This window comes from Thalassospira profundimaris WP0211, from assembly GCF_000300275.1.
Classification (GTDB): Bacteria; Pseudomonadota; Alphaproteobacteria; order Rhodospirillales; family Thalassospiraceae; genus Thalassospira; species Thalassospira profundimaris.
In genome coordinates this window covers 515,009-528,651 of record NZ_AMRN01000002.1, presented here as the reverse complement: position 1 = coordinate 528,651, position 13,643 = coordinate 515,009, and the positions used below count along the sequence as shown (strand labels likewise).

The following is a 13,643-nucleotide window of genomic DNA, read 5'->3' as shown; positions in this document are numbered from 1 at the left end:
TTAAGGTTTTTTTGCTGTTTTATGACGACCTTCGGATAAGCCTTTGAGGATAAAGAAAAACGGCCCCACAAAACGGGGCCGTTTTCCAACATTTTCAAGGGATTTGATATCAGCGACCGAACTGGTTCAAAAGCCCCTTAAGCAGGCCTTTGGCCGCATCCTCGGCAGAGCCGCCACCAGAGCCACCCGTTCCCGATGAATCATTGCTTGATCCGCTGCCACCCAGTGCCTTGTCGATCAGGTTGTCGAGAACACGAACGGCAACCTTGTCCATGCGTCCGGTGATGACCGGATCATCGATCTTGCCTTTGGCATAGACGCTGAACGGCGGCAATTCTTCGATTTTTTCAGAGAAATCGAAATCAGCCTGCGTATCCATCACCCAACGCGGCAAATCAAGGGTCGCATCCGCATCCGCTGTGCCGACCCGCGACAGTGCTTCGACACGGGTGGTTTTGGCAATGCCGTTGGTGATGGTCATGTCGGCTTCAAGCGATTGCATGAGATCGTTGTTGCCAACACCTTCAACCACCATGGCCTGCGGGCCCTGACGCAGAAGTGCCTCGATATTCAGGCGCGGATCCGGCGACCGTTTATCGGCATTGCTGAACCGCACATTGTTCAGAACCAGATTGGCCGTACCGTTCAGGGCCGACACCAGACGCCGCGATGTATTTCCCTGCGCATTTGCATCAAATGTCAGTCCCAGTCCGCCAAGGATGGTGTCACTTGCCACCCGGATCGGCACAAGACTTTCGATCCGCGCACTGTCCAAACGACCGGCAAGGGCCAGTTTGGGCACATCGGTGTTGCGCGCATCAAAGGTGCCGTTAATCGTAAGGTCACCCTGCCCCAGAAGCCCGGTAAAGCTCGGAATGCTGAGAAGCCCGTTAACCAACGTTGCCTTCAGGTCCGGATTGATCAGGCTATAGGTATCGAAATCAAGCTGATCCAGGGCAACCGCAATATCAGCATCAATCGAACGAAGGGCCGAAACATCAATTGCGGTGTCATCCCACGGCGTGCCGTCGCGGGCATCAACGCGGGTAACCATCGTGGTTTTCGGCAGATTGAATGCCGCCTTGCGCGGGCCGCTGCCCATACCGGGCATCAGGCTTGCGCGCTTTTCTGCTGGCAGGAACGGATCCACCACAAGCTTGCCACCCGATAGTGCGACAGAAAGCTTGGGCTGTGCCTGTGAACCATCAAAGCGCACGGTACCCGACGTTTCAAATGCGCCGAGGATAAGCTTCAGACCATCGAGCGCGACATTTTGCGCATTGCCCTTCACCGTGCCGGAAACCGCCAGTCGGCCGAGATTGCCCGATGGCGTGTAGGTTGGTGCCAAAAGCTCCAGCGCACGGTTCAGGCTGGATGCCTGAACGGCAAGCTTGCCATCAATGCCGGGATTACTGCCGAGCATCTCGGAAACTACGCCATCAAGCGCAACCTGCAACAGCGGGTTGGACACATCAAGCGCAACCGTCGGTCCTGTGACCGGGCCATTCAGATCCAGATTTGCCTGAACACTCTTGTAACTGCTGGCCGGTGCCGGAAGGGTAATACCCGTAAGCTTCGCCAGCGGCTCCAGCGTTTTGGCCGTGATACGCACGGACAGGTTATCAAACGCCGGCACATCGGCCGAACCGTTGAATGCGCCCTTTGCACTGGCGGCAAGGCCTGCTGCATCGGCAACCGCAAAATTGGTCAGGGTAATGTTCTGACCATTGAGGCTGCCATCAATTGAAATGCCACGTACCGACACGCCAGAGGAAATGATCTCATCAGCGGCCAGTCGGTAATTGGCAGCCATGCCTTCAAGGGGGGCCAGCGCATCCTTGATGATCTTGACCATGTCCTGCTTGGCAGCAGACGCATTGCCCGCATCCGATGAAGATGATGCAGCACCGGTCGATGCATTGCCGCCCGCCTCAGAAGTCGTAGAGACGGAAACGTCCGCATCCGGCGCAGCTGTGATATATTGATCCAGGTTGATCCGGTCGAGCTTCAGACCAATACCCAAGGCAGGCAGGCCCGATCCACCGAGATTGGCAACAACGGCCCCGCGAATGGCGGTATCATCGACCCGAAGATCAAGATCGGAAATATTGAGTTGTTCGGATGTGCCCTTGATCCCGCCGGTCAAGGAGAACCGGCGCAGACGGTCGGCACGAATGCCGTCGACATCAACACCCAGCCAACGCGTGACCGCACGAATGTTTTCGGATGCCACTTCATAGCTAAGTGCGGCACTCAAGTCCGGCGTATTACCGGAAATGCTGCCAAAGACAGATACATCTGTCCCGCCGGGAAGACCGGCAGAAACTTCGTTCAGCGTGATCTTGCTATTGGCGATTGCCGCATTGATCCGCGCATTATGGACCGGCGTCTGGTTATAGATCAGGGTTTCGACTTCAAAATCAATCGACGCCTTCAGATCCGCCGGGATCGCCGGTGCATTGGCAGCACCGTTTTTCTTGACCGAGCTTTGCGACGGGATCGATTGTGCGCCACCTCCGGCGTCGCTTGATGCTTCCGGCGCGCTGTTGGCGTCACTGGACGCAGGCGATGCGCCTGTATTGCCCATATCGGCCAGAACAAGGATGCTATCAAGATCAAGCTGATTGAAGCGAAGCGCGACATCGGCATTGAGGCTCGGTTCCTGATCAATGGCAATCGCGCCAGACCCGCGGGTTTCACCAAACCGGATCGAAAGATCATTGAGCGTCACCGATTTGGCATTGGCCGTGATGTGCCCGCCAAGATCAAACGGCTTGGCCGCTATATCGGGAATGTCGGCATCGTCGCCTGCAATCCGAAGGGCGGCTTCACGCAGGTCATCGAAATTACCATCAATCTCGCCGTCGAAACCGGGGTTATCCGTTGAAAGATCGACACGTCCGGCAACGGTGACACCGCCGTCGACCTCGTCAATGCCCAGTTTCAGGCTGACCGGGAACGGTGCAGTCTGGCTGATCTGCCCGACATTCATCGCAAATGTCAGCGGAATACCGCGATAGAAAACATACCCTTCACCCTCCATCGGGCCATTCAGGGTCTCTGCCGATATACCAAGGGTAAGCCCCTCGATCCGTTCTTCGGAGCCCGGCGCGCGATAGATGATGGTCGCGTTTTCAATTTCCAGACGGTCGACCTGAATGGTGCTGGCGAAATCACTGTCGGTGCTCTCAGCGGCATCAGTCGTACCCTCGGCACTCTCGGTTGGTGGCGGTGCGCTTTCAGTACCCGTACCCGGCGTGCTGATTGTTCCCGCGTCCGGGCCGGAACGTGCGGCCTGTGCGGGATCAAATACCAGATTGTTCGAACCATCTTCAAAGGTCTCAATCGCGATCACCGGATTGATCAGGCTGACTTCGGTCACCTGCACATTGCCGGTCAAAAGCGGCATCAGCGCAACGGAAACCCGGACCTCGTCAATCGACACCATTTCGGCATCCTGTGCGCCCGGTACATTGCCAAGGCTGACATCCGTTGCCGACAGGGATGGTGACGGGATCAGCGACATCGACAGATCGCCCGTAAGATCAAGCTCACGTCCGGTCGCCTCGCGAACAGCCTGACTGACCTCGGCCTTATAGCCATTCCAGTCAATCAATGACGGAATGATCAGCAACGCGGCGACAAGAACCACGAGAAGTGCACCAATTGCGACAAGGATTTTTTTCAACAGTCAGGCTCCGCTAGATCGCATGGTCGCCCCGCCCAAAAAGGCCGCGACCCACAAAGGTTTGATTTCTTGTTCGAAAGCATAAGGCTCGTGATGACTCTCGCAACAGAAAATGGCCAAAGATTATAGCTAATTTCAGGCAAGCTTGATCCATCCGTAACGCCGGGATCGTGCGATGAGTTCCATCGGCACCATCTTCATGTGTGTCAAAGCAGGGCTTTGATCAAGCATCCGGCAGATATTGCACTGTTTTGAAACATTAAAAATAGAACCGGAATACCCGGAAAGAAAACCTTTAACGCCATTTACGAATTTACCAAACGGCGAAATACGTAGTTTAAAATCAATTGGATGGTGGAAATCGGCCTCCGAAATGATACATTTTATAAAACAGAAAAAGAATTCAATCCTGACTTTCATTCCACCCGGATGATCGTTGTACGCAATCGCGACAGGGAGGATTAAAATGACCGATACAATAATCGAAACGCCGGATAAAGCGGTCGACGCCGGTCAACGCGGAATCGTTGTACGCACCATCACCACCGACCAATCAGGCGCCTGGCTGCAAGCGGGCTGGCGTGATTTCAAACGAACCCCGGCCATCGGCCTGACCTATGGGGCGTTTTGCACCATTGCCGGTTGGCTGATCGTGCTCAGCATTTTCCGTTCTGGCGAACCTTATCTGACCTTGCCGCTTGCGGCGGGCTTTATGCTGTTGGCACCTGTGCTTGCGGTTGGACTTTATGAAACCAGTCGCCGCCTTGAGATGGGCGAAAACGTTACCCTTTGGCACAGCCTGAATGGGTTTCGCCGCAATCCCGGCCAGATCGGCGCCATCGGTGTTTTGCTGATGTTGTTCTTTTTGGCGTGGACGCGCATTGCGATGTTGCTTTTTGCGCTGTTTTACAACGGCACCATGCCGTCGCTTGATGTGCTGGTCTGGCAAACCTTCTTCTCGCGCGATGCGATTACCTTCCTGATTACCGGCGGTTTATTGGGTGGGGTTTTGGCGGTGATTGCCTTTGCGGTATCGGTGGTATCGATCCCGCTTCTGGTTGATCGCGATGTCGATGTGATTACCGCCGTTATCATCAGCGTTTCGGCGTTTCGCAAAAACTGGAAGGTTCTGATTGGCTGGGGGGCCGTGATTGCCATCCTGTCTGCGTGCGGGATGGTCGTCTTCCTGTTCGGGCTTGCCATCACGATGCCGCTTCTGGGCTTTTCAAGCTGGCATGCCTATCGCGGGATCATCGATGAAAGTCAGGCTGATGTCGCCCGCCTGCGCCGTCAGGTTCCGTAAGCATCTCTCTGCTAACTGATCTTTAAACGCCGCCCGTTCAAAGGGCGGCGTTTTTTGTTGCGCAAATTATTTGCGTAGCACCGATACATGCATGGGAACAAATATCGCGACCAGCAGTTTAAGCTTTGTGGCGATTGACCTGCGTATAAGGCAGCGAGATATCGATCACGCATCCGCAAACTTCACTGGCGTCGTTGCCATAAATTGTCCAAGATCAGTCGGCAACAGATCAGCATCTGGCAACCATCTGCATTTACGAGTTATTTTTGATCATGCATCAAGCCCGTGCGCTCCGCCACGTTATCGCCGTTTCCGCATCCCTGTTCGCGCTGCTTGCGGGTACCCAAGGGGCTTTTGCGCAAACCAATACGGCCGATGGCCCGCAATCGACCCGGACCCCGGATGATAAATGGGGTGTGTCGCTTTCGGTTGAAAACGATCTGTTCACGCCGACAAACAGTGATCAGCATTACACCAACGGTGTGCGGCTTGCCTTTATATCGCCCGAAGACGACGCCCCGGCGAGCTTTCTGAACGTTGCCAAAAAAGTCCCGTTCTTCGCATCCGAGGGACGCATTCGCACCAGCTATTCTTTGGGCCAGACCATGTACACGCCCGATGACATCACGGTTGCGGAAAATCAGCCCAATGACCGCCCATGGGCCGGGATGCTGTATGGTACGGCCGGGCTTTTGTCGGATACCGGTCTGCAGAAAAACGGATCGGATAGTAATTATTCGCGCATTGATACGCTGGAACTGACCCTTGGCGTGGTTGGTCCGGCTTCCCTTGCCGATGAAACGCAATCCTTTGTCCACAAGTTGATCGATAGCCCCCACCCCGAAGGCTGGGACAATCAGATCAAGAACGAACCGATAATTGGCCTGACCTATGAACGGAAATATCGTGGCTGGTTCGAAGCCGATCTGTTGGGTGTTGAATTTGACGCCACCCCGCACGGGGCCGTGACGCTGGGTAACGCCTTTACCAATGCGGAACTGGGCACGATGTTCCGGATGGGCTTTGACCTGCCGGCGGATTATGGCCCGCCGCGCATCCGCCCAAGCCTTCCGGGATCGGATTTCTTTGTCCCCGACACCGATGGCTTCCCGCTAAGCGGTTATGTCTTTGCCGGTTTTGCCGGGCGCTATGTCGCGCGTGACATCACCCTTGATGGCAATACCTTTGCCGACAGTGCTTCGGTCGATAAGGAACCATGGGTTGGTGATTTGCAGATCGGTTTCGCCGTGATCATCGGCCAGGCGCGTCTGACCTACACCCATGTTTATCGCACCCCGGAATTCACCGCCCAAAGCGGCGCGGACCAGTTCGGGTCGCTTTCGCTTTCCTTCCGGTTCTGATCCGAAAACAAAAACGGGGCCAAATGGCCCCGTTTTCAATGAGATATCCCTATTGGTCTGATGATATCAAAGACCGGGGATCAGCTTGCCCGGATTCATCAGACCTTTGGGATCAAGGGCGTTTTTGATCGCCCGCATGACGGCAATGGTGTCTTCGCCATGCTCGGTCACCATGAAATCAAGCTTGCCATAACCAATGCCATGTTCGCCGGTGCAGGTGCCGCCAAGTTTAAGCGCCCGTTCGACCATGCGTTTGTGCAGACGGTTGGCTTCTTCCATCTGAGCCGGATCTTCGGGATCCAGCAGGATCAGGGTGTGGAAGTTGCCATCGCCGACATGACCGATGATCGTGCAGGTCAGCGGGCTGGCATCACAATCAGCACGGGTTTCAGAAATCGCCTCGGCCAATTTGGAAATCGGCACGCAAACATCAGTCGGCATGCCGGCCTTGCCCGGTTCAAGCTGAAGCGACGCGTAATAGGCCTTGTGGCGCGCGGCCCAAAGCTTGTTGCGGTCTTCCTGACGGGTGGCCCACTGGAATTCCTCGGCCCCGAATTCCTCGGCGACCGATTGCACAAATTCGGCCTGTTCCTTCACCCCGGCCTCAGTGCCATGGAATTCAAAGAACAGGGTCGGGGCTTCCTTGTGGTCGAGCTTGGAATAGTTATTCACCGCACGCACCTGCAACGGATCAAGAAACTCGATACGCGCAACCGGAATACCCGCCTGAATGGTCAGGATGACGGTGTTGACCGCATCTTCCACCGTCGGGAAGGCACAGACGGCAGCCGACATTGCTTCGGGGATGCCATAAAGCTTCAGGCCGATTTCGGTAATGACACCCAGCGTCCCTTCGGAACCGACAAACAGACGAGTCAGGTCATAACCCGCCGATGATTTGCGCGCGCGGTTGGCCGTTTTGATGATTTTACCATCCGGCGTCACGACGGTCAGGCTAAGGACGTTTTCACGCATGGTGCCATATCGCACCGCATTGGTGCCCGAGGCACGGGTCGCGGTCATGCCCCCAATAGAGGCATTGGCACCCGGATCAATCGGGAAGAACAAACCGGTATCGCGCAGATGATCATTCAGCTGTTCACGGGTCACACCGGCCTGAACGCGGCAATCAAGATCCTCGTTATTGACCTCAAGGATGTTGTTCATCTGTGAAACATCAATGCAGATACCACCGCGAAGCGCCGCAACATGCCCTTCAAGCGACGATCCGGTACCAAACGGCACAATCGGTACTTCGTGGGCAGCACAGAGCTTGACCACCTCGGCCACTTCCTCGGTCGAGTGGGCAAAGACCACCGCATCGGGTGGCGATGCTTCATGCCAGCTTTCGTCCTTGCCATGCTGTTCAAGCACGGATGCAGCCGTTGAAAGCCGATCACCAAGCATCTCGCGCAATGCATTGATCAGACTTTCCGGGGTTTCGATACGTTCATACTGACGAACTGACATGATTTTACTCTTTCGGCCTGTGTGGTCCTGATGGCGGCTGTCGCTTCCCGGTGCGCCTCAAATCTGTGGGGAAGACAGCACCGGACAGAAATTTGGCAAACACCCTACGCCGAGATGCCCGAAATTGGTATTACCTTTTGCCCAAACCTTGCAAAAAATTCTCGTAGTCGGGATCTGAAAAGGATGTGGAGATATCGCGCAAGCCCAAGTTCTGGCGATATCTCCACCCGTTTTTGACAGCATGAAACGGCATCGGACTACGCAGGGCCCGATGCCCTAGCCCTTGTTGCGATCCTGCGGCAGGGCGGCGGCAATCCGGTCTGCCAGACGCGCGAATGGCAGACTTTGCAGCCAGACCGTCCCCGGCCCTTCCAGGGTCGTGACGAACAGGCCTTCGCCGCCGAACAGCGCGTTGGTAAACCCGCCAACAAACTTGATCGAATAATCAACCGATGGCGTCATCGCGACCAATGCACCGGTATCCACCCGAAGCGTCTGACCCGGCTTAAGGTCCTTGCGAATAATCGTGCCGCCTGCATGCATGAAGGCCAGGCCATCGCCGCTCAGACGTTGAAGGATAAAGCCCTCGCCGCCAAAAAGACCTGCGCCGAGCTTTTTGGAAAAGGCGATATCAATATCAATGCCCGAGGCAGCACAAAGAAAAGCGTCCTTCTGACAGATGATCTCGCCACCATGTTCACCCAGATCAAGCGGCACCACCTTGCCCGGATAGGGGGCGGCAAAGGCAACATGCCCCTTGCCCGATCCTTCATGGACAAAGCTTGTGATAAAGAACCCCTCGCCCGTCAGCATGCGCTTGAAGCCAGAAAACAGCCCGCCACCGGTACCGGTCTGCATGGCGATGCCATCGCTCATATACATCATGGCGCCGGCTTCCGCCCGGACGCCTTCGCCCGGATCGAGTTCGATTTCAACCAGCTGCATCTCTTCGCCATGGACCGTATAATCGATCACGTCTGCCATCTGGGCGTCTCCTGTTTTTCTGAATTAAACGTGCTTTACGGGCAAGTTTGGAACCTCGCGGTTTCAATCGCAAGAAAAAGGGGCGAAAACACGACAGACACACCCAAACCCAGCGAAGACCATCAATTTTGCAGAACTATACGTGAGACTGAAACACCATCGTCAAGATGTTGAAGCGAAAGCATTTTGTTAAGACGTTTCCGATATTCCTAATAGTACTATGCTATTATGTATATCTCGGCGATCAGGGTGACTGATCGGTCTCGGACAAAGGCACTTGCGATGGTCTTGCTTAGGAAATTCGACTGGATCACTCAGGACGAGGTGATGAAGGCGTCGCTTGATAAGTGGCAGCGTGTCGTCGATCTGATGACGCAGCTTCTTGGTGCCACGGCCGGATATGTTGTCGAATACAATGACAAGATCGGTTTTCGCGCCGCCCTGACAAGCAAGAACCCGGAAAATCCGTTTCCCGAAGTTTCGGGAAAACCGCAATCGCTTGACGCCAATTTGTATTGTCGGCGGGTGGTTGCCACAAAGTCAGCCTTTTACGAACCCGACGCCAGCAACAAGCCCGAATGGGCCGACAACCCCGAAGTCGTCGAAGAAGGCTATATTTCCTATTTCGGGGTGCCGCTTTTGTGGCCAAACGGCCTGGTTTTCGGGACACTTTGCGTGTTTGACACCAAGGCCACGCAGTATGAAAACCCGTTGCAGGAATTGATGGAGGTCTTTCGCGACCTGATCGAAGCCGATTTGCGCCTTTATGAGCAATACGAAATCATGCGCAATCTTTCGATGACCGATCCGCTGACCGGCATGAACAACCGCGCCGGGTTTGAGATGCTCGCCCATCAGAAAATCCGCATCGCCAAGCGCTATCACCACAATATCGGGATCATCTTTATCGATCTTGATGACATGAAACACTGGAACGATGATTACGGCCATGCCGCCGGGGATGCCGCCCTTCGTGCCGTTGGCAAGGCCATCACGGACAGCATCCGCGAGGTTGATATTTGCGGGCGCATCGGTGGGGATGAATTCGCCGTTCTGGGCTATGTGCGCAATCGCGGCGATTTGACGACGATTGTGACCCGGGTGCGCAACGCCCTTGATCACGTCAAACTTACTGTGCCGACCGCGAAATCCCCGATCCGCGAAACACCGCAAATCAGTTCTGGTGCGTCGGTCTTCTTCGAGCCGCTTGATAAAAGCCTTGAGGACATGATGGCGATTGCCGATCTCGAGATGTATCGCGACAAAAAAAGCCGCCGCAAATAATCACGCAGCAGCGCTTGGCCCAACCACTGTCTGTGCACATCCGAACTGTCATCCCCACCCTTGAGGGCAGTGTGTCATTAACCTCCCGGTATTGTTTTTGAGTGAAACTGATCTCAAAGGGTCTGACCCGAAAGAACAATGACTTAGAGCGCACGACATGCAAATACGCAAAGGCACCGCAGACGATCTGCCTGAAATACGTGCGATTTCCGAACGCACGATAGAGCTCGGCTGTCTGGTCGAAGACCTTGATGAGACAACCAGCATCCATGCCCGCAGTGGGATTGAAATGGCGGTTGATGCCTTTTCCGCCAGTGTGCTGTCTGACAATCACTCGGTCTATGTCGCAGCCCGCGACGATAATCTTCTGGGCTATGTCATTGCCATCCATGATGCCCCTGAAATCCGCTGGATCGTTGTCGATCCCGCAGCCCAAGGCACTGGTGCGGGCAAGGCATTGATGATTGCCGCCCTTGATGCCCTGGCCGAACGCGGTGTGCGCAGCAATGTGCGCCTGACCGTTCCGGCGGCCAATGAACGCGCCAAGGCGTTTTACCGCAAGTTCGGCTTTATGGTCACAGGCCCGATCAATGACCAGAAAGTGCCGATGATTGAAATGCAGCGTGCGGCTTGACAAATGCGCGCAATCGGACAATTTTTCGTCCGAACCTTAATCGGAGATTTTATGTCAGAGTCCCGGCACAGCCGCTGATCGCGGTTTGACAGCCTAGCGTCTTTCCTGCTTCCAGACCGCTGATCAGCAGATCGGACCGCCTGCCCGACCTTAAATCGGGTGCGCGTGACCGGTACTGTTGTGCCCGTCCCGATCGAAAACCGTTTTCCCAACTGGTTTTCGGACTCTGACCGATGAATATTTCAAAGAATGAACAGCGCGTGCTGCATGCACTCGCACAAGGCGGCCTGATCAAAGTGATCAAGGACGACAAAAACCATGTTCTTGAAGCAGATTGCATCACCCGCGACGGCTGGTTTCTGACCGCCTGTACGCTTGAAGTCTTCAAGAAGCTGCGCAAACGCCGACTGATCCGATCACAAGGCGGCGGACCTTACCGCATTACCCGTGAAGGATTGCTCGCAGTTCGCGCAGAACTATGTCAACGCTAACAGCAAAGCCCGGCTGCTTTGGCAGCCGGGCTTTGAACTACCTATAGTTGACATGTTGCATATTTAAAGAGTGTAATAATTGAAGCACAATTGATAAGCCAGAGAGGGTCAAGTGGCATTTTCTGAAATGCAGTGGGAAAAGAAATCAATCCCGCTTAAAGATATCATGCTTGATTCGGAAAATCCGAGGCTAGGACCACATAATCAAAGTTCGGATGTCGCCGCACTCGCTTATTTGGTCCAGCATGAGAATGTTATCGGTTTAGCGCGAAACATTGCCGCTTATAAGAACCTATACCCTCATGAAAGCATTATCTGTATACCAATTGAAGATGAAAAATACATTGTAGTTGAGGGTAATAGAAGGGTCGCTGCATGCAAGCTACTCTGCAAACCCTATCTTATTGGTGGCGCAGGTAACGAGAGTGAAATCCCAAAGATTGACGAGCAAACGCGGGAGTCGATCTCAAGTTTGCATGCTTGTATTGCAGATTCCAGACCGACTGCAGACGAGATAATTGCAAAACTTCACATTGATGAATTTGGAAAACTCTCTTGGAACACTCGCAAGAAGATCAGATACGTTGAGAGTAGGTTGAGGTTCGGCAACGACGTTGAGGCGCTAGCAGAAAACCTCGGAGTTAGTACGAGAAATCTCTATAAACTGAAGGCATTCGGTAGAATTTTTACCTATGTCTATTCGATGCTGAAGTGGTCTCCTAAAGAGCAAGATGTCATTTGGGACGACGCAGTTGACCTAGACATTATGTTTTACGTTTTAACCAACAATGTGATTTCGTCTCACTTTGGACATGTCTTGTTCAGCGACGCTGGCGAAATCAATCACGACTTTCCTGACAAAGACGAAGTCTGCAAAAGAATCGTGCAGCACACGCTGATATCTCAACGGCTCAATATCGATTATCGATACACACGAAATACCGCCGTGAGAGACTTGAATAGCCCCTGGAATTGTAGACACCCCATCACTTATAAAGTGAGGCAAGGAGTTTACGATGCCCAAGAGTCATTTTACCGATGAGTTCAAAATCAATGCCGTTCGCCAGATTACAGAACGAGGTTACTCAGTAGCGGAAGTTTCTGCTCGTCTCGGTGTCAGCACACATTCCCTGTATGTGTGGAAGAAGAAGTTCAGCAAGTCCCCTGATACGATTGCTGAAGCTGATCAACAATCATCCGAGATACGCCGCCTGAAGCAAGAACTCGCGCGGATCACCGAGGAGCGCGATATTCTAAAAAAGGCAACCGCGTACTTCGCCAGGGATGCAAAATGAGGTACGCGTTTATTGACCAGCATCGCCGGGTCTACTCGGTGCGCACCATGTGCCGGTGTTTGCAGGTTCATCCCAGTGGCTTTTATGCCTGGCAGAAGAAACCACACAGCGCCCGGTTTCTGGAAGATCAAAGGCAGACCGCGCTTGTTCGCCAGATATGGGAAGACAGCGGTCAGGTATATGGCTACCGCAAAATCCATGATGATCTGCTGGATATGGGAGAGAGTTGCAGTCCGAACCGTGTTGCCCGACTGGCCCGCAATGCAGGCATACGCGCCCGGATCGGTTACAAGAAGCGTCCCGGCAAATATGGCGGCAAACCGGCTGTCGTCGCTGACAACAAACTGGATCGGCAGTTTGATACCGCCAGACCAAATACCGTTTGGGTGACCGATATCACCTATATCAAGACACAGGAAGGATTTGCGTATCTTGCCGTCGTAATTGACCTTTATTCCCGCATGGTGGTTGGCTGGGCATTGAAGCAGCGACAAGATACAGAGGTTGTTCTGCAAGCCTTGCTGATGGCCGTCTGGCGGCGTAAGCCAAAGAACAGGGTGCTGATCCATTCTGATCAGGGTTCCCAATATACCAGCATCGACTGGGCCGCTTTCCTTCGTCAGCACAATCTTGAACATAGTATGAGCCGCCGTGGGAACTGTTATGACAATGCTGTTGCCGAAAGTTTCTTCAACTTGCTTAAACGCGAACGCATCCGCTGCAGGGTCTATAAATCACGGGATGAGGCACGTCAGGATGTCTTCGATTACATAGAAATGTTCTACAACCCGAAGCGCAAACATAGTACCAACGGGATGTTGTCACCCGTCGAATTCGAAAGACGAAAAATCTGATCAAACCGGGTGTCTACAATTCCAGGGGCTATTCAACTACCTTAACGAGCGATTTCCTCGTAGAGCGCCTGCGGTAAACTCAAACTTCGCTTTCAACTTGACGCCACCTGACGATGCTCAAGACACAGTTACAACCGGCGGATCTCATTTAGAAGCGGACCCAAACATACCCGCACAACAAGTTACCGAAGATCGAACAGAGGATTCCGGACAAAGCACTGATGGGGGTGACGGATCGCGCTATGACAGGCCCAGACTGCTAAACACACTACGATACTC

General features: G+C 53.9%; 10 protein-coding genes. 7 read left to right on the top strand and 3 right to left on the bottom strand.

Annotated elements, in window-relative coordinates; translation table 11 throughout:
* Window positions 1-109: 109 nt before the first annotated feature.
* Window positions 110-3,688 (bottom strand): AsmA family protein, encoded by a 3,579-nt coding sequence (locus tag TH2_RS06610; protein ID WP_008889632.1) that lies wholly within the window; start codon window positions 3,686-3,688, stop codon window positions 110-112.
* A gap of 466 nt (window positions 3,689-4,154) precedes the next feature.
* Between TH2_RS06610 and TH2_RS06605 the strand changes: the two genes are divergently transcribed.
* On the top strand, window positions 4,155-4,991 hold the full coding sequence (locus TH2_RS06605; protein ID WP_008889630.1) for a DUF2189 domain-containing protein: 837 nt from the start codon (window positions 4,155-4,157) through the stop codon (window positions 4,989-4,991).
* 272 nt (window positions 4,992-5,263) lie between these two features.
* Window positions 5,264-6,352, top strand: a complete 1,089-nt coding sequence (locus tag TH2_RS06600; protein WP_008889629.1) for a lipid A deacylase LpxR family protein — start codon at window positions 5,264-5,266, stop codon at window positions 6,350-6,352.
* 66 nt (window positions 6,353-6,418) lie between these two features.
* Here TH2_RS06600 and TH2_RS06595 read toward each other — a convergent pair whose 3' ends face one another.
* Entirely contained in the window at window positions 6,419-7,822 is a 1,404-nt protein-coding gene (locus TH2_RS06595; protein WP_008889628.1) for an FAD-linked oxidase C-terminal domain-containing protein, read from the bottom strand.
* A gap of 276 nt (window positions 7,823-8,098) precedes the next feature.
* The gene (locus tag TH2_RS06590; protein WP_008889627.1) at window positions 8,099-8,806 is read right to left on the bottom strand and encodes a TIGR00266 family protein; all 708 of its coding nucleotides are present in this window, start codon (window positions 8,804-8,806) and stop codon (window positions 8,099-8,101) included.
* A 249-nt stretch (window positions 8,807-9,055) separates the two neighbouring features.
* Here TH2_RS06590 and TH2_RS06585 point away from each other — a divergent pair, with 249 nt between their 5' ends.
* The 5 genes from TH2_RS06585 to TH2_RS06560 all read left to right on the top strand — a co-directional run bounded on the left by TH2_RS06585 (window position 9,056) and on the right by TH2_RS06560 (window position 13,364).
* Window positions 9,056-10,090 (top strand): sensor domain-containing diguanylate cyclase, encoded by a 1,035-nt coding sequence (locus TH2_RS06585; RefSeq protein ID WP_238538668.1) that lies wholly within the window; start codon window positions 9,056-9,058, stop codon window positions 10,088-10,090.
* 157 nt (window positions 10,091-10,247) lie between these two features.
* On the top strand, window positions 10,248-10,724 hold the full coding sequence (locus TH2_RS06580; RefSeq protein WP_008889625.1) for a GNAT family N-acetyltransferase: 477 nt from the start codon (window positions 10,248-10,250) through the stop codon (window positions 10,722-10,724).
* A 233-nt stretch (window positions 10,725-10,957) separates the two neighbouring features.
* A complete protein-coding gene (locus TH2_RS06575; protein WP_008889624.1) occupies window positions 10,958-11,215 on the top strand; it encodes a YjhX family toxin in 258 nt (85 codons plus the stop codon).
* A gap of 112 nt (window positions 11,216-11,327) precedes the next feature.
* Entirely contained in the window at window positions 11,328-12,257 is a 930-nt protein-coding gene (locus TH2_RS06570; protein ID WP_157193880.1) for a ParB/Srx family N-terminal domain-containing protein, read from the top strand.
* A protein-coding gene (locus tag TH2_RS06560) for an IS3 family transposase (protein WP_086013190.1) occupies window positions 12,232-13,364 on the top strand; the annotation gives its coding sequence in 2 pieces (ribosomal slippage) (window positions 12,232-12,481 and window positions 12,481-13,364; 1,134 coding nt in all). Before TH2_RS06570 ends, TH2_RS06560 begins: the two co-directional genes overlap by 26 nt.
* Window positions 13,365-13,643 lie beyond the last annotated feature (279 nt).

Excerpts from the sequence above, each read along its gene's own strand:
- TH2_RS06600 (WP_008889629.1), top strand. The coding sequence starts at position 5,264 with ATGCATCAAGCCCGTGCGCTCCGCCACGTTATCGCCGTTTCCGCATCC.
- TH2_RS06595 (WP_008889628.1), bottom strand. The coding sequence starts at position 7,822 with ATGTCAGTTCGTCAGTATGAACGTATCGAAACCCCGGAAAGTCTGATC.
- TH2_RS06580 (WP_008889625.1), top strand. The coding sequence starts at position 10,248 with ATGCAAATACGCAAAGGCACCGCAGACGATCTGCCTGAAATACGTGCG.
- TH2_RS06590 (WP_008889627.1), bottom strand. The coding sequence starts at position 8,806 with ATGGCAGACGTGATCGATTATACGGTCCATGGCGAAGAGATGCAGCTG.
- TH2_RS06575 (WP_008889624.1), top strand. The coding sequence starts at position 10,958 with ATGAATATTTCAAAGAATGAACAGCGCGTGCTGCATGCACTCGCACAA.
- TH2_RS06605 (WP_008889630.1), top strand. The coding sequence starts at position 4,155 with ATGACCGATACAATAATCGAAACGCCGGATAAAGCGGTCGACGCCGGT.